General features: G+C 61.3%; 15 protein-coding genes. 7 read left to right on the forward strand and 8 right to left on the reverse strand.

Annotated features, from left to right (window positions below; translation table 11 throughout):
• Positions 1-41 precede the first annotated feature (41 nt).
• The 6 genes from HII33_RS10965 to HII33_RS10990 all read left to right on the forward strand — a co-directional run bounded on the left by HII33_RS10965 (position 42) and on the right by HII33_RS10990 (position 7,963).
• Positions 42-677 carry a hypothetical protein gene (locus HII33_RS10965; RefSeq protein ID WP_179395852.1) on the forward strand — a complete coding sequence of 212 codons (636 nt, stop codon included), beginning with the start codon at positions 42-44 and terminating at the stop codon, positions 675-677.
• Complete coding sequence (locus tag HII33_RS10970; RefSeq protein ID WP_179395853.1) at positions 661-3,786, forward strand: BspA family leucine-rich repeat surface protein; 3,126 nt, start codon at positions 661-663, stop codon at positions 3,784-3,786. The genes HII33_RS10965 and HII33_RS10970 overlap by 17 nt, the downstream gene beginning before the upstream one ends.
• A 2-nt stretch (positions 3,787-3,788) precedes the next feature.
• Positions 3,789-5,414 carry a SpaH/EbpB family LPXTG-anchored major pilin gene (locus HII33_RS10975; RefSeq protein ID WP_179395854.1) on the forward strand — a complete coding sequence of 542 codons (1,626 nt, stop codon included), beginning with the start codon at positions 3,789-3,791 and terminating at the stop codon, positions 5,412-5,414.
• A gap of 75 nt (positions 5,415-5,489) precedes the next feature.
• Positions 5,490-6,308 carry a sortase gene (locus HII33_RS10980; RefSeq protein WP_179395855.1) on the forward strand — a complete coding sequence of 273 codons (819 nt, stop codon included), beginning with the start codon at positions 5,490-5,492 and terminating at the stop codon, positions 6,306-6,308.
• On the forward strand, positions 6,301-7,128 hold the full coding sequence (locus tag HII33_RS10985) for a class C sortase (protein ID WP_179395856.1): 828 nt from the start codon (positions 6,301-6,303) through the stop codon (positions 7,126-7,128). Before HII33_RS10980 ends, HII33_RS10985 begins: the two co-directional genes overlap by 8 nt.
• Entirely contained in the window at positions 7,112-7,963 is an 852-nt protein-coding gene (locus tag HII33_RS10990; protein ID WP_179395857.1) for a class A sortase, read from the forward strand. Before HII33_RS10985 ends, HII33_RS10990 begins: the two co-directional genes overlap by 17 nt.
• Positions 7,964-8,192: 229 nt before the next feature.
• Here HII33_RS10990 and HII33_RS10995 read toward each other — a convergent pair whose 3' ends face one another.
• The 5 genes from HII33_RS10995 to HII33_RS11015 are packed head-to-tail and all read right to left on the reverse strand — an operon-like array spanning position 8,193 to position 13,388.
• Positions 8,193-9,152 carry an aliphatic sulfonate ABC transporter substrate-binding protein gene (locus HII33_RS10995; protein ID WP_179395858.1) on the reverse strand — a complete coding sequence of 320 codons (960 nt, stop codon included), beginning with the start codon at positions 9,150-9,152 and terminating at the stop codon, positions 8,193-8,195.
• Positions 9,142-10,683, reverse strand: coding sequence for an AMP-binding protein (locus tag HII33_RS11000; RefSeq protein WP_179395859.1), 1,542 nt, complete (start codon positions 10,681-10,683; stop codon positions 9,142-9,144). The genes HII33_RS10995 and HII33_RS11000 overlap by 11 nt, the downstream gene beginning before the upstream one ends.
• Entirely contained in the window at positions 10,640-11,860 is a 1,221-nt protein-coding gene (locus HII33_RS11005; protein WP_179395860.1) for an acyltransferase, read from the reverse strand. Before HII33_RS11005 ends, HII33_RS11000 begins: the two co-directional genes overlap by 44 nt.
• Positions 11,857-12,579, reverse strand: a complete 723-nt coding sequence (locus tag HII33_RS11010; RefSeq protein ID WP_179395861.1) for an ABC transporter ATP-binding protein — start codon at positions 12,577-12,579, stop codon at positions 11,857-11,859. The genes HII33_RS11005 and HII33_RS11010 overlap by 4 nt, the downstream gene beginning before the upstream one ends.
• Positions 12,579-13,388, reverse strand: a complete 810-nt coding sequence (locus tag HII33_RS11015) for an ABC transporter permease subunit (protein WP_179395862.1) — start codon at positions 13,386-13,388, stop codon at positions 12,579-12,581. The genes HII33_RS11010 and HII33_RS11015 overlap by 1 nt, the downstream gene beginning before the upstream one ends.
• A 249-nt stretch (positions 13,389-13,637) precedes the next feature.
• Here HII33_RS11015 and HII33_RS11020 point away from each other — a divergent pair, with 249 nt between their 5' ends.
• The gene (locus HII33_RS11020; protein ID WP_179395863.1) at positions 13,638-14,174 is read left to right on the forward strand and encodes a sigma-70 family RNA polymerase sigma factor; all 537 of its coding nucleotides are present in this window, start codon (positions 13,638-13,640) and stop codon (positions 14,172-14,174) included.
• A 139-nt stretch (positions 14,175-14,313) separates the two neighbouring features.
• Here the strand turns inward: HII33_RS11020 and HII33_RS11025 are convergent, their stop codons facing one another.
• The 3 genes from HII33_RS11025 to HII33_RS11035 are packed head-to-tail and all read right to left on the reverse strand — an operon-like array spanning position 14,314 to position 16,287.
• A complete protein-coding gene (locus HII33_RS11025; protein ID WP_179395864.1) occupies positions 14,314-15,291 on the reverse strand; it encodes a polyprenyl synthetase family protein in 978 nt (325 codons plus the stop codon).
• A 19-nt stretch (positions 15,292-15,310) separates the two neighbouring features.
• A complete protein-coding gene (locus HII33_RS11030) occupies positions 15,311-15,862 on the reverse strand; it encodes a Gx transporter family protein (RefSeq protein WP_179395865.1) in 552 nt (183 codons plus the stop codon).
• Positions 15,859-16,287 carry a NusG domain II-containing protein gene (locus HII33_RS11035; protein WP_179395866.1) on the reverse strand — a complete coding sequence of 143 codons (429 nt, stop codon included), beginning with the start codon at positions 16,285-16,287 and terminating at the stop codon, positions 15,859-15,861. Before HII33_RS11035 ends, HII33_RS11030 begins: the two co-directional genes overlap by 4 nt.
• Between the last annotated feature and the right edge of the window lie 85 nt (positions 16,288-16,372).

The raw sequence follows: 16,372 nt of genomic DNA on the forward strand, positions 1-16,372 counted from the left end.
AGAATGTAAGCAGGAAGTCGATGATGTGAGGGGGATGCCGTGTGAAGCGAATGGTAACGATAATCTTGATGGTCACCTTAGGCTTGCTGCTCGGCGGCCCCAGCGATCGACCGGTCGCCGCTGCGTTCAGCGTCAGCGTGACGAAGCGGGTCAGCGTCGCCAGCCAGACCAGTGCGCAACAGACGGTGCCGCTGGCGGGGGCCCGCTACCGACTGGTGCATGTGGTCGCAGCGCAGGCGGACGTGCCGATCGATCCGCGCAAGGTCAGCACCTATCGCGTCAGTGACACTGCGCCACTCGATGTGGTGTTGACGACGAATCGTGATGGGATCGCGAGGCTCAGTGGGACGGCCCTCGTCAGCGGCCATTACGTGCTGGCAGAGTTGCGTACGTCACAGGTGACGGCACCGGCCAGACCCGTGCTCGCCACGCTCAGTGCGCAGGCCCCGGTGTTTGCTTACAGCCCTAAGTCAGGGCTGGTGAGCTTAGACGTTGCGACCGGTGACAACCGGCCGGCCGAACAAGAAGCGCGCATCATGCAGACGAGCGGCCGCGTGACGCCGCTCCCCTGGCGGCGCTTGCTCGCACTGGGCTTGTTGAGCCTGATGGCGTCAGCGGTCTTGGCCGCTGGCCTACGCCGCCGAAGGGAGGTGAGCGCGATTGACACACAACGATGAGGGCTTGCGCAAGAAGCTCTATAAGTCCGGCAAGCGGTGGGTCGTCGGGCTCGCTGCGGCTGGCCTGACCCTCGGTGGACCGGTCGCGGCCGTGAGCGTGGTGCTCCCGGCGCAGCAAGTGGCTGCAGCGGACACCGCGTCTGGCAACGACGGGACTGCTCAGTGGCGCCTGGAGAATGGAACGCTGACGATCACGGGTGGCACGACTGGGAGCCGGTACGCAGCCACGACATCAGGGTCCAGTCCTTGGTCGGCTTTCGCCAGCCAGATCACGACACTGAAGATTACCGGTGCGTTGAAGCTGTCAGAATACTCGCAGTATATCTTTGCGGGTTTACCGGCACTGACCTCGATCCAAGGGCTGACGAACGTTGATTTTTCTGCGGTGAAGGATATTTCCGGGTTATTCGCGGACGACGCGAAGCTGACTACCCTAACGCTGACGGCTAAGATCAACAATGCGAACGCACAGCGACTGTTTTCAGGCATGACCAGTTTACAGACCCTGGACTTGAGTGGATTTGAGACGGGGACAGCGCCGGCTAGCACGCAGTTGGCCAACTGGGTGGCCAACGATCGCGCACTCAAGAAGATCATTTTTGGGCCCAAGGTCTACACCGCCAGCGGCGCGACACTTGATCTGCCGTCGACCGGGATCTGGTTCGATAGCCAGGACGTCAAACGCACTAACTATGTGAACCTCGTGAGCAGCGGTGCAACGGCAGTCGAGCCTTACGAGGTATCCGATCGGATCGTCCAGTATGTGGATGAGTCAACCGGCGCCGTGCTTTACACAGATGCGGTACCGAAGGACCGGTCAAGTTACACGGTCGTCGATCCATGGCAAGTCGCGGCCCTTAAGCAATATGTGTTTGCGCAAGACGGCGCAGATGCGCTGACTATGTTTGGCCCAACTGCACCACTGACTGTTGAATCTGGGCAGACGCGCCAGTTAAAAATGCATGTCGTAGATGGGGCCAATAAAGGCATCAATAATCCGACTGGCAGTGCACCGGTCAAATACTTTGTCGACACAGATGGGACGTTGCACCTCGGCAGTGGGACGCTCGCGAGTACCACGCTGGGGTCGACGCAATCTGATTGGATCGGGTTGGGCCTTACAGGCGTCACGACCATCAGTATTGACGGTCAAGTCAAGTTGGGGGCCAATGCGGCCGGTCTGTTTGCCGGCATGATGAGCGTTCAGAAGTACGTACACCTCGACCACCTGGATACCTCTGCGACAACGGATATGAGTGGGATGTTCTACATGAACATGGCGCTGCGATCGGGTCTAGAGGGGCTAGCGAATTGGGATACGAGCCGGGTGACGAATATGGCCGATATGTTCTTCTACCTGAATTATTTGGTGGACGACCCGACCCAGGTGACGACCGTGCTCGACTTAAGTGGTTGGAACACTGCGAATGTCACGAATATGACGGGGATGTTCTTCACCGCTCAAGCAAGACAGATCAACTTTGGTCCCGGCTTCAGCACTGCTAAGGTCAACGGTAATGCCCCAAGCGCACAAGGCGCTGCCACCGGGCAAAATGGCGCGGTCGTTTTGCCCGCACAGTACAAGGCACCGAGCACCTCAACGTTTCCAGACTGGGTTCGGCTACCAATGGCTGCGGACTCGAAGAACACGAAGGTCTACAATTCAACCACGATGAAGCCAGGCACATACATTCACGGGACGGTGGCCTCTGCGGACCTGAACTATCAGACCATGACGAACGGCCAACCTGTCACGGTGGCGACTGATTCGGTCTGGGGGGCGCTGGGCACGAGTGCAACGCTTACCCCTAAGGATCCCTGGGCGGCGGCTAACCTTGACGCGTTTCAGTACGTGTATCCAGCGAACCCCTTTGGGACCGTCGGTGGCCAGTCAATACTTTTGACGACGGATACGACGGATAATTACACGGTCACTGTCCAACCTGTCCAAGCTAAGGGGCTCGTCGGTAGTAGCAGCGACGCGGTGAAATGGTATCTCGACGAATCGGGCGTGCTACACCTCAGCGGTGGGACGTTGGATAATCCGAATCAGACTAGCCCCTGGGCGAGCCTGGCGGATAAAGTCACCTCGATCAAAGTCGAAGGGGCGGTCAAGGTTGGCCCCAATGCGAGTCATCTATTTGCGGGGTTGACCCAACTGACGGCGATCGATGGCGCTGCGGCGTTGGACATGAGTGCCGTCACCGACATGAGCGCGATGTTCCAAGGCGATCACGCCCTGACAGTTCTTGACGTCGGGAATTGGAACATCGGTCAGGTCCAGCGCATGCCCAGCGCGTTTGATGGGGTCTCGGCATTGTCGAGCTTAGACGTTGCGCAGTGGGACACGCACAACGTGACGGACATGACGGACCTGTTTCGCGGGATGACCGCGCTCACGGCGCTGCCCGTTGATCGATGGCACACCAATAACGTACAGCGGCTGAACGGGGCCTTTGCTGGGCTGACCCGAGTGACACACTTATCGCTCGGTGATCCCACGGATGCGACGGCCACCGCTTGGCACCTGCCCCAGTTGCTCGATCCCGCCTTGCCAGATCTGTTCACCGGTAGTGGATTGCAGCAGATCACCTTTGGTCAGCATTTCGGTGACACGACCGGTGTCAGTGTCCAGTTACCGAGTGCCAGGACAGAAGTCTGGCTGAACCAAGCGTCAGGTGAGGCGTTACGCAACGACCAATACCTCACCGGTACGGCTCAGGCAGGGACCTATACCTTGACCGAGGCGACCTACACACTCGTCTTGCACGCATCGGACACTGACAAGGACCTGGCGACGTTCGCCGATCGACCGGTCTCGAGTCGTGTGCTGGGGCAGCCGATCAGCCTGGGGGATGCGTTGGCGAACTGGCCGGGATACGTCACCGACGAGGAGACGCTACCGTTCCTGATGACACACTTCTCCCAGGTGGCCGGGCAGTGGACGCAGACGATTGTGGTCGACGTCCATGAAGCGGTTCCCCCGATGCACTACCCCGAAGCGGGCAGCGACGCCCGCCTCGCCTTGATGGCCGTCGGTACGGTCATCGGGCTCGCCGGATTAGCCGGCATACTCATACACCAACGCAAAGCCTTGAAGGAGGACTAATGATGAAAAAAGTTGACTATAAGACCCGCCTGATCCACGCCTTGGCCGTGAGCGGCCTAGTCCTTGGCGGTCTCGGGGCCGTGGCTCCTGCCGCGATCCAGACGTTCCAAGCCCAAGCGGAATCCGCAGTGCTGCCGGACAGCAGCACTGCCCGCACGATCACGATCCACAAGTTCGACGGAGGGACGTCCACGACGGCCGCGACCGGGACGACGAATGACGCCGCCAACGTGACCAGTAGCCGGCATCCGCTGGCGAATATCGCCTTCACCGTGGTCAAGATCACGCCGACGGACGGGGCCAAGAACATGGTCGCATCGGAGGCCTCGACGTACACCACGAGTACCACCACGCAGACAGTCACGACGGATGCGACCGGGGTGGCGGTCGCGGCCCTCGGTAGCGACACGACAGCGGATGGCTACTACCTGGTGAGTGAAGTGAAATCTGCCTCCGTCAAGGCAGCGGCCGCACCGTTCATCGTGCACGTGCCGATGACCCAAACAGCGCAGACGGCAGACGACGACGCCACGCTGCTGTACGACGTCAACGTTTACCCGAAAAACGAGACGGAAGACATCAAGCTGAACCCGGTCAAGACCTTCACGAACTCCGAGCAGACCAAGTCCATCATGGCAGGGGCAGACGTCAGCTGGGATCTGAGCATCAGCACGCCCGCTGACTTGTACACCGCCGCGGATGAGGCGGCCGGGACGAAGGAAGTGTTCGCCCAGTCGCTGATCATCTCCGATCCGATCAACACCCAGTCGCTACAGTTCAAGCAGGTCGACAAGGTGACGTTGGTCGGCGGCGCTGCGGACGGGACGTCGCTGTCGAAGGACACCGACTACACCGTGACGGCCAAGGCCGGCACTGGCGCACTCAAGGACTTCAACGTCGTTCAGATCAGCCTGTTGCCTGCTGGGATGAAGAAAGCGGCGGGGTCTACGAACATCGTCGCCACGCTGACCACCGCGACCTTGACGAGCGACCGAGACTCCGCGATCGGGGCCGCGAAGGTCACGAACAGCTTCGATACCTTCTATACGCCGGCGACCGGCGTGCCCGACCACGAGACGACGGTCCCGGGAGGTGATACGAAGCCGGAGACGAAGCCGGACGAACCGAACGTGCCGAAGGATGACGATAAGAACCCGACCATCCAGTACGGGAACATCGACGTCTTGAAGGTCGACGACACCAAGGCCGCGACGCCACTGGCGAATGCGACCTTCCGACTGGCCACCAGCGAGGCGAACGCCAAGGCTGGCAAGTGGCTCGAAGATGGGGCCGGCAACGTCATCACGAAGACGACCGGCGCGGATGGGACGCTGGAGTTCGACGGACTGGCGGTCGACAAGCAGGATGACGGCACTTACACCAAGACCTACTACTTGGTTGAAACCGATGCCCCAGCAGGTTACGATGTAGATGGCCAGATCCACGCCGTCGTCGCGGCGCAGGACAAAGAGGTGGACGCAACGGTCAAGGATGCGAACAACATGCTGCCGAACCTCCCGATGACCGGGAGCGATGCGCGCCTGCTGCTGCTGACGGCCACCGCACTGATCGTTGGTTCCGGTGCGATGCTTTATATCAAGCGTCGGCGCGAAGCCGCACAAGACTAAGCAACTGATCTCACGCGGTGACTCCGGGCAATGGCCTGGGGTCATCGTTGTCTCTATCGCTAAGGGGGTGACCAGATGAAGCGCTGGACGGACCGCGGGTTTTACTGGTTTTTTGGCACGTTGTTCGCGCTTGGCGTCTTGCTGTTGGTGCTTCCGTTCGCGTACGACGGCTGGCTGAGCCAGCGCAATCAGCAGGCGGTGACCACCTATGAGCACCGGGCCGCCACGGCCGATCCGCTGATCGCCAAGCTCAAGGCGTATAACCAGATGATCGTTGCACAGCAACAGGGCCGCACGCCGACGACGCGCGTCGCGATCCGCCAGATCCAACCCGAGCTGCGCGAGCCGCTAGGATACATCAGTGCCCCGGCGATCAAACTGCAAAACACGCTGATCTACTACGGTGATTCGGATTGGGCGCTGGCACACGGCGCCGGCACGATGCCGGGGACCAGCTTACCGAGTGGGGGGCAGGATACGCTAGGCGTGATCACCGGCCATTCGGGGCTGGCGAACCGGATCGTCTTCGACAACATCCGCTACCTGCAAACCGGTGACGTGTTCTATGTCACGAGCTTCGGCACAACGAAGGCTTACCGGGTCTACGCGCGCAAGGTCGTCGATCCGACAGACCCCACAACGCTCAAGGCGGTGCATGTGCAGCCGGGCCGCGACCGGATGGTGCTGTTGACCTGCACCCCGCTGTTCGTGAACACCGACCGCCTGCTGGTGTATAGCAAGCGCGTCTCGATGCGCGCGGCCAAGGCCACGCGGACGGTGCGTCGCGATCTGTGGCGGTTGGATCACGTCTGGCTGATGGTCGTGTTCGGTCTGATGGTGGGGCTGGGGGCATGGTTCCTCTGGCAGCAGAGAAGGAGGCGGCAGAATGGCTAAGCGATCGACGCGTGGCCGCGTGTACAACGCGTTTTTCACGACGACACTCCTCATCGGGGTCTTGCTGTTCCTCGCCCCGTTCCTGTTCAACTGGCAGCAGACCGCCAAGCGTGAGCAGGCGACCAGCACCTATGAGCAGGCTTACTTACCACCGGCACCGGGGATCGCGGCTAAGCTCAAGCGATACAACGAGATGATCTACGCGCAGCAGCAAAAGCGCGCGGCGACCAAGGTCGATGTCGCCACCCTGCAGCCGGATCGGCGCAGCCCGATCGGCTACCTCAACATCCCGAGCATCAAGCTCAAGATGATGCCACTATACTTCGGTGACTCCGATTGGGTGCTCAACCGGGCGCTGGGGACGCTGCCGTTCACCAGTCTCCCGACCGGGGGTAAGAATACGATGGCGGGCATCACGGGGCATTCCGGGCTGGCCAACCGGATCTTCTTCGACAATATCCGCTACCTCCAAAACGGGGATGTGGTCTACATCAACGCTTTCGGGCAGCAGACCGCCTATCAGGTCTATGCGCGCAAAGTGGTCGATCCGGCCAAGCCGAGTGCGGTACGCGCATTCTACGTCCAACCGGGCCAAGACCGGATCGCGCTGATGACCTGTACGCCGCTGTTCGTGAATTCGCACCGCCTGATCGTCTACGGTAAGCGCATCTCGATGCGCCAAGCCAAAGCGACGGTCACGGTGGCGCGCGACCTCTGGCGCGTCGAGAACCTGTGGCTGATCGCCGTCGTCGCGTTCTTGCTCCTGCTGCTGATCGCGTGGTGGCTGACACGGAGGCGGGCTCATGCACCGGTTGATTAAGTGGTTCATCTGGCCGCTGGCGGCGATGCTAGCGAGCCTCGCGCTGTTGGCTGCGGGGTATCAGACCCTGCTGCAGGCCCCGGTGACGACGATCACGCCGCGTAAAGCGGCGCAACAGCGAGCGAACCTGGCGGCTAGCGTTGCGGCCACGGTCGCCCAGCGTGCCAAGATCGAAGACGCTGACCTGCGCACGTTGCTCAACGCGCAGGCAAGCACTGCGTCGCTGATCCAACGTGCGGGGGTCGGGCGCCTCGCGATCCCGGCAGCTGACATCAGTCTGCCTGTTTTCAACCGCATCAATGATGAGACGTTGAGCGCCGGGGTCGCTTTGTACTATCCGGAGCGGCGACTTGGGCAAGGCAACACGGTGATGGCGGCGCATAACTTCGTCGGCGCCGACGTGTTGCTCAAGCAGATTGCGGGCCTCAAGGTAGGCGACACGATGCTGGTCAGCGACTTGACCACAGTCTGGCGCTACCGCGTGGCGATCAACCAGGTGGTCGACGCCAGTCAGGTCAGCGTACTGGCGGATACCGCCGACGCGCGGCTGACCCTGATCCGCTGCGAAGGCGCCCGCGGGACGCGGTACCGGCGGGTGGTGGTCGGCCTGTTGACCAGCGCGACGTCACTCAAGTCGAACAGCGCGCAGGCCAAGGCGCTGCATATCACGCCCACGCACACGCGCTCGCCACGCCCTGGTCTGCTCGCCTGGGTCGGTCAGGCACTGGCCCGCACCTTACGCTTCGGCCGCCTCGATGGCTGGCTGTGGGGGCTGCTGCTGATCAACGTTGCGCTCTTGCTGGGCTGTGCGGCCGGGTATGTGTGGCGGGACTGAAGTGAGACCAGGACCAGTGCTCGTGAGCACGTATCAAAGGGGGCTGTGCCATAACGCGGTTTTAGCCCAGAGTATAAGAGAGACCCCCTGGAAAACCTGAACTTAGGTTTTGCAGGGGGTCTCTCTTATACGGCTTGCGCTGCCCGTTCGAACGCAGTGAGTTACAGGCAGACATGCGTTAGAAAGGGCGTTGCCTGTATGCCTTATTCCTCAGGCGTCCAGCCCGGTGTTACTTCAAGGTCGCGTCGGTGACGTCGATCTTTTTTTGGATCATGCCTTGCTCGTAGAACACGTCGGCGATCTTCTGTTGTTCCTTGAGGATCGCCGGGGTGACCTTGCCCATGGCGTAGGTCCGCCGCTCCACAGTCTTCTTGATGACGGCCTTGGAGAGGTGCAGGGTCTTGGTCAGCATCGTGATCAGCTTGTCATGGTTAGCATTGGCCCAGTCCATATCCTCGGCTAGGTACTGGATCAACAGCGTTGAGACGTCGGTGTGCTTGCTGGCGTACTTGCGTGAGGAGACCACGAAGTCGCGGTCCATCGACAGGCCCTTGGAGTTGGTCAGCACCACCGCGTTTTGCTCGATCTCGGCGGTGGCGGTGTACGGATCCCAGGAGACCCAGGCGTCGACTTTTCCTTTGGCAAACGCCACGCTGGCGGCACTTTGGTCCATGTCGACGATGGTGACGTCGTTGACCGTCAGGTTCGCCTTCAGCAGCGTCTGGATCAGCATGAACTGGGCGGTGGTGCCCTTGGCGTAGGCGATGCGCTTGCCCTTGAGGTCGGCCAGGGTCTTGATGTTGGCTTGCTTGCGCACAAGGACCTCGGTGCCTTGGATCTTATCGGCCCCCGCGGCGATGTAGACGAGGTCGAGCCCGGCGGCTTGGTTGATCACCGGCGGGGCGTCGCCTAGGCGCGCGTAGTTGATGTTGCCGGATTTCAGCGCAGTCAGGAGCGCTGCACCGTTTTGGAACTCCTTGAAGACGACCTTGTAGCCCTTGGCCTTCATCTTCTTGGCAAACTCACCGTGCTGGCGCGCGATGTCGACGGGGTCGGCTTTCTGGTAGCCGATGACGACCTTGGTCAGACTGGTCTGCGCGGCGTCGGTCTGGGTGTAGCCGTAGACGGCCACGCCGAGCCAGGCGCACAAGGCGGCCAGCAGTAAGATCACTTTGGTTTTATGCGTCATGGGTCGATCCTCCTGTTAAGACCTGGTCCCGCAGTTGCGGTCGGAGCACTTTGCCGGTCGCGTTGCGCGGGAAGTTCGTGACGAAGACGACGCGGGTCGGTTGTTCGAACTTCGCCAGGTGCTGGCGGCCGTAGTCGAGCAACGCTTGACGCTCCGCCGCTTCATCGATCCCAGGGGTCCGGCTGACGACTACCGCGGTCACTTCTTCCCCGTACAGTGGATCGGGCAAGCCGATCACGGCGAGCTGGGCGATGAAGTCGAGCTCGCTCAGCACGTTTTCAACAGCGGCCGGCGAGACCTTCTCGCCCCCGCGGGAGATGATCTCCTTCTTGCGGCCCTTGATGAACAGGTACTGGTCGGCATCGAAGTAGCCGAGGTCACCGGTCAAAAACCAGCCGTTGACGAAGGCGTCGGGGTGGGGGTCCATGTACTGAGTGATCACGTGGTCGCCGCGGACCGCGATCTCACCGATCACATCCGGCGCCTGCGTGAAATCGCCGGTGTCGGTGCGGATCGCGACTTCGGTCCCGACGGCGCGCCCGGCGGAGCCGATCTTCGGCGCGTCGATCGGGTTGATCGTGCACTGGCTGGATGACTCGGTCATGCCGTAGCCTTCCAGTACGTGGGTGTGGTAACGCGTCTGGAAGCTTGTCAGCTTATCTTCCGGTAATGAGAAGGACGAGCAGCGCACGACGTCGAGGTGGATGCCGGCGGCGAGCTGGGCGTACGCGGCGTTGGCTTTATCGTTGAGCAGCAGGATCATGATCATCGTCGGGACGACCGTGGTCCAGGTCACGTGGTTATCGTGGACCTGCGGCCAAAAGGCGCTGGCAGAGAACTTCGGGGCGATCACGAGCTGACCGCCGGCGTAGCGGACCGCGAGCATCGCCATCACCTGGGCGTTGATGTGAAACATCGGCATCGTGATCAGCGCGACGGTCTCACGTGAAACATGGTTGCTCTCGGCGTTGTGGCGCGCCGCGTTGAAGATGATGCGCTGGCTCAGCCCGACACGCTTAGGCTGACCGGTGGTACCGCTGGTGTGCATGATCAACGCGATATCTTCTTCCGTGGGGGTCGATAAGTCGGCCTGCGTGCGGCCGGCCAGCAGGCGCTGGTCGAAGACCAAGGCGAGGGCTGGTGCGGTGTGCAACGCTAGGGGCACGATGGTGAAGGCGGGGTCAGTGAGCTGCGCAGCTAAGGCCGGGGTCAGGATCATCGTCTGATAGTGGTGGGCGTTGTGATCGCGCAGGAGTTCGCTGATCGGGGTGGTCGGCGACAGGGGATGCATCGCCATCCCGCGCGCCCAAGCGGCCTGATTGATCGGCCAGAAGGCGGCGGCGTTCGGCAAGCAGACCAGCAGTTGGTCGCGGTGCCCGATGGCGTGTGTGTCCCAGACCGCAGCCAGTGTCGCGATGTCTTGGGCCAACTCGCGGCCGGTGAACCACCGATCCAGGCTGAGGTCCTTGACGAATTGGTGGTCCAGCTCACTTGCCAGCTGATGTGAGAGGTGTTGATTGAGTGCGGTCAAGTTGACGCGCCCCTTTCCGATTTTTCTTCAAAACATGCCACTGTGGCCGGCCGATCAGGATGCCAAACGGCGGGACCTTGTAGCAGAACCACGCGATGCCGAATGATACGGCCAGGACAAACACGTAGCCCACCGGGATCAAGACCAGTAAGGCCCAGTCCGGCACGGTGATGAACGTCAGCAGCCAGCGTAGCAGCGCCAGGCCGATCGTCTGGTCCAGGTAGATCCCGAACGAGACCTTGGCGCCGTTAGCGATGAAGCGGTCGAGCCACTGCGGCATCCCGTTGGTCCGCCAGTGCGCGTAGCCCTTGCCGATCGCAAAGACGGTGACGATCATCAGCGTGTCGTACACCAGCATGTACGGCTGGTGCGGGGAGACCGCTGCGGTGTGGGTCAGATCCAGGCTCAGACGGTTCCAGAAGTAGTAGCCGACCGTGCCGATCCCCATCACCAGCGTGGTCCCAGCAATGGCGCGCAGGTGGCGATGAATGAACGCGTAGGTCGCCTGGTAGTGCAAGGAGACATAAGTGCCGAAGATGAAGTAGAACTGGTACGTCAGCACGTTGACACCGTATGCGCGGAACCACCAGAGCCAGTTGCTCCGGTCGACATGCGGGAGCCCGTATTTGATCCCGAACATCAGCGCCATCTGGAGGGCAAAACTGACTGCCAGGATCGTCAGGTGGTGCTTAGCGCACGTCTTGAACAGCCAGACGATCAGCGGGAAGGCGACATACAGTTGCAGGGTGACGACGATGTAGTACAGATAGAACTGATCGCCGTGCAGGATCGCGCTCAGCAGTGTGGGGCCGAAGTGCGTCCAGTCGAAGCCGGGGTAGCTGATCAGCGTCAACCCCGTCAGCAGGCCGATGTTCCACAGCAGGTAGGGCCAGCCGGAGCCGGCGAAGCGCTTCTTGAAGAAGGTCGGCCAGTCGTTGCGGTCGTAATAATTGAGCGTCAAGACCAGCCCGGTCATGAACATGAAGCCCATCCGGGTGAAGTGGATCAGCAGGTGGGTGGCCAGCAGCGTCATGTGCGGGCCCCCTTCTGCGGCGACCATGTTCTGGGAAAACGCGGTGGTGGTGTGGTTCAGTAGGACCCCAAAAATGAAGAAGACCCGCATCAGGTCGACTTCGTAGAGGTATGGTTTTTTGATTCTCGCGGTACTGATGATCATCCCTCCTCGTTGACGGTCGGGCGGTCTTCAGGGGCGAGGATCACGCTCAAGACCTCATCGGCCACGCGCGCGACGTCTTCGGCGGACTTGCCCTTGGCGCCGGCCGCTTCGTACACGTTCGTGCCGGCCTTGACGACGATCACACGGTCGGCCATGCGCGCCGCTTCGTCAACGTCGTGGGTGATCAACAGCGTGGTCAGGTGCGACTCGGCGCAGATCTGTGTGATGAAGTCCTGCATGTTGCGGCGAGTCAAGGCATCGAGGGCCCCCAGCGGCTCGTCCAGGAGCAGCAGCTGAGGGTCGGCCATCATCGCGCGGGCCAGTGCGAGGCGTTGCTTCTGCCCGCCAGAGAGCTGGTTCGGGTAGGTCTGCGCGAAGTCATGCAGTCCGACGGCGTCAAGCGCGTGTTGCGCCTTCGCCTGCTGGGCGGCGTCGTGGCTCTTGAAGGAGATGTTCTCTAGCGTGGTCATCCACGGGAGCAAGCGGTCGTTTTGAAACATCACCCGCGTGACCAGACCAGGTTCGGCGTAGGTGATGGTGCCGCTGGTCGGCGACTCGAGCTGGGCCATCAGGCGTAAGATCGTGCTCTTGCCCCCGCCGCTCATCCCGACCAAGGCGATGAACTCGCCGGCGTAGAGGTCGAAGTTCACCCCGTGCAAGGCGACGTTATCCCCGTAGACCTTGCCGATGTTCGCGAAGCGCACTAGTGGTGTGGGCATCAGGCGGCACTCCTCTCTTGTTGCCAGGCGAGGCAGACGCTTTCGAGCGCCTTGGCGATCAAGTCAGATAGCTTGCCGAGCAGCGCGTAGATCACAATGCACAGCAAGACTGTGTCCATGTTCATGAATTCTTGCGCATTGGTCGCCATGTAGCCGATCCCGGAGTTCGACGAGATCGTCTCGGCGACGATCAGCGTGGTCCACATTACCCCGAGCGCGTAGCGGATCCCGACGAGGATCGTCGGCAGGGCCCCTGGAAAAATGATCTTCGAGAGCAAGGCGCGCTTCGAGAGGCCGTAAGCCTTGCCCATCTCCAACAGCTCCGGGTCGATGCTCGTGATGCCGTGGTAAGTATTGATGTAGACCGGGAACATCACGCCGATCGTGACCAGCGAGATCTTCGCGGATTCACCGATCCCCAGCAGGATGATCACTAGGGGGATCAGGGATAAGTGCGGGATGTTGCGTAGCATCTGGATCGAGGTGTCGAATAAGGCGCGCATGGTCTTCGAGAGGCCATTGGCCATGCCGAGGACGAAGCCAAGACTGCCGCCTAAGGCGAAGCCGGCGGTCGCGCGAAAGAGCGAGATACTGATGTTTTTGGGCAGCTCACCGCTTTGCCAGAGGGTGATCCCGTCTTGGACCACCGCAAGCGGCGAGGGGATCAGTTTGCTATCGACCCAGCCTAGGCCAACCGCGACTTGCCACACGATGATCAGGCCTACGGGGAGCAACCAGGGCAGAAGGCCCTGCCAGCTGATCCGCGTGGGGCGGCCTGCGGAGGCGGCGATGGATGTCGCATTGTCCATAATGTCATCTCCAATCTGTAATGGGACCTATTCTAATAGATAATTTTGATTAAAATGTGAACAAACTCAGACTTTGGACTGATTTCAAGGCTTTTTCTCATGTGGTACCGCACAGATCTCGCGACGAACGATGTTGTAACCGATTTCACTATTTTGTTCCCCCAACGCCTGTTCGGTAGGCAATTCACTGACCCGGCTGGTACGATACGGGCACGTGATCGCTTCGACCAGACGCAGGGGGTGCGGCTGATGACTGAGGAGGAGTTGGAACTGATCCGGTTGGCGCGGACGGATTCTGTGGCGTTCGAGCGCCTGTTTCGCCAATATCTGCCACTCGTTGGCAATACGGTACGCCAGTTCTACCTGATCGGCTTCGAGCAGGAGGACTGGCTGCAAGAGGCCCGGATCGCGTTGCTCAAGACCGTGGGCCGCTATGATGGCAGCCGGGGCTCCAAGTTCGGCCCGTACTACCGGTTAGTGTTGCGCTCACACTACCGCTCGCTGCTGCGCCGCCAGATGGCCAAGAAGCGCCACATCGACAGCACGGCGACGCTGGTGGCCGATCCGCACGCGGAGTACGCGACCTATCCGCTGACGCATGATGAGCGCGAGCGTGAGCTGATCTTTCTGGCCACCGCGGATCGATTCTTTGCCACCCTGTCGCCGCTTGAGCTGCTGGCGCTTCAAGTCAATCTGCTTGGTCGCCCAGAAGCGCAGCAGCCCCGGATGCGCCGCGCCTTGGAGCGGGCCAAAGAGAAGTATTTGCGCTACCTTGCGTTACAGTGAGGGACAGTCAACGGATAAGGCTTGTGTCGACGAACACCCCTGTAAACCCGACCGGCGTCGGTTCTACAGGGGTGTTCGGGCTGAGCCGCGCTATGGCGCGACCTGGTTCGCGTTCATCGGTTGACTCGTCACGTCGCACTCAGCTTTGTCGCGTGAGTAGCTGGGTGGTCAACTGGATCAGGGTCTGGCGCGCCGGTCGGTCCGGGAGCTTGCGCATGGCCGCCAGTGCCTGGTCGGTGTAGCGTTGGGCCATCTGTCGGGCTAGGGCGACGCCGTCGTAGCGCGCGACAAGGGCCAAGACCGCCTGGATATCGGCGTCGGTCATCGCGGCTTGACGCGCTAGGTAAGGCGCGAATTCGGCGCGGTGGTCAGCCATCGCGAGGATCAGCGGGGCCGAGTAGACTCCCTGGCGGATATCCTCGTGTACCGGCTTGCCGATCGTGTCGAGCGTGCTGGTGTAGTCGAGGATATCGTCCAGTAGCTGAAAGGCGATCCCGACGGCCATCCCAGTGCGCTCAGCGACCTTGGCGAAGCGGCCTGTGTTACCGCTCTCGTAGGCGCCGAGGAAGCAGGCGAGGGCGAAGAGCTGCCCGGTCTTGCCGGAGACCTGGTTGAGGTAATCGTCGATGGTCATCTCCAGGTTATAGCGCCGCCCCATCTGTGCAAGCTCACCATTCAAGATCTGCTCCATGCTGGCGCTGTCTTGCTGCACGGAGCGCAGGTCGCTGGCCCAGTGCGCGATCAGCTTGAAGCAGACGACGAACAGGTAGTCCCCGGCGTAGACCGCGACATCCGGCCCGAACTGGGCGCTGATGGTCGGCAGGCCGCGGCGAGTCGCCGACTTGTCGATGATGTCGTCGTGGACTAAGGTCGCCGTGTGCAGAGACTCGACGGCCGCGGCCAAGGCGATCATTTTTTGCCGATCCACGGGTTTGAACTGGGCAAAAAGCAGGCAGTATGCCGGCCGCAAGAGCTTGCCGCCGGCGTTGATCATCGCGAGCAGGGCGTCGGCCACCGGCTGGTTGTTAGGGTGGATGTTGGTCTCGATCAGCCCGAGCGTCGCTTCGAGTTCCGGGGCGAGTGCCGGGTAGTCGGCCCACATGGGATGGATCTGCATAATGAACTCCTTTTTGGGATTAATCGTGGCGGCTGCGGTCGAACCGCAGGCGTCGCAGCGTGTCGATGTGCGCGAATAAGAAGTTGGCGGCGATCCCGACGGCGATACCGGCGAGGATGCCCATCCCAGAAAGCACTGGGAGGTAGAGCATCACGGTCCAGCTCTGGGCGATCCAGCTGGCGACGACTAGCTGGCCGACGTTATGCAAGATCCCGCCGGCTGCGCTAATGCCGATCATGCTGACGCGCCGCTCGCCCAGTTGTTTGATCGCAAGCATCCCCGCCCAGCTCAGCAGGGCACCGGCACCGCTGTACAGGAAGGTCGAGAGGGTACCGCCGAGCAGCGTGGTCAGCAGCAGGCGCAGCACCATCAGGAGGAAGCTGTCCGGTAAAGACATTGTGAACAGTGAGATGATCGTGATTAGATTCGCCAGTCCGAGCTTAGCACCGGGGGCAAAGGCGAACGGAAACGGGATCATCCGCTCGAGCAGGCCGATGATCACGCCTTGTGCGCACAGCAGCGCGATGAAGATGATCTGGCGGGTCCGTTCGGGTCGGTAAGGTCTTGTCATTCGGTCACCATGCCTCCCGTCTGCTCGCCCTTGGAGGAGTGAATCTCGATCAAGAGCTTGTGCGGCAGGCATACGATCGTCTCACCGGGCTTGCTGATCTTGCCCCGGCGCACGCAGACCTGGTCGCTACAATCAGCTTCGGTGATCTGGATCTGTGCGCCAGTGGTGACGATCTCATTGTAATCGCCGCCGTCGTTGTAGCGGAAGCGGGTCGTGCCCTGGTGGCCGGTCAGCTTGATCCGGTAGACTTCTTCGCCGTCATGCGTGACGACTGCGGTCAAGACGCGCGTGCTGTGCGCTGGTGATTGGGCCTGTTGCGCGGCTTCTGCGCGCGCAAAGAGCACCACTGGCAGGAAGGACAGGGCCATCAGCACGACGACGATGATCACATCGAAGGGTCTGATCATATGAAGATAGCGACGCATGCCAGGCCTCCTTTCTGATCCGTGTGCGTGCGGCCGCGGTCGCGAAGGCGCCGTCTGGCCGGGTCACCGCACGCGTCGGTTAGTA

Origin of the sequence: Lacticaseibacillus absianus (assembly GCF_013407595.1) — a bacterium.
Classification (GTDB): Bacteria; Bacillota; Bacilli; order Lactobacillales; family Lactobacillaceae; genus Lacticaseibacillus; species Lacticaseibacillus absianus.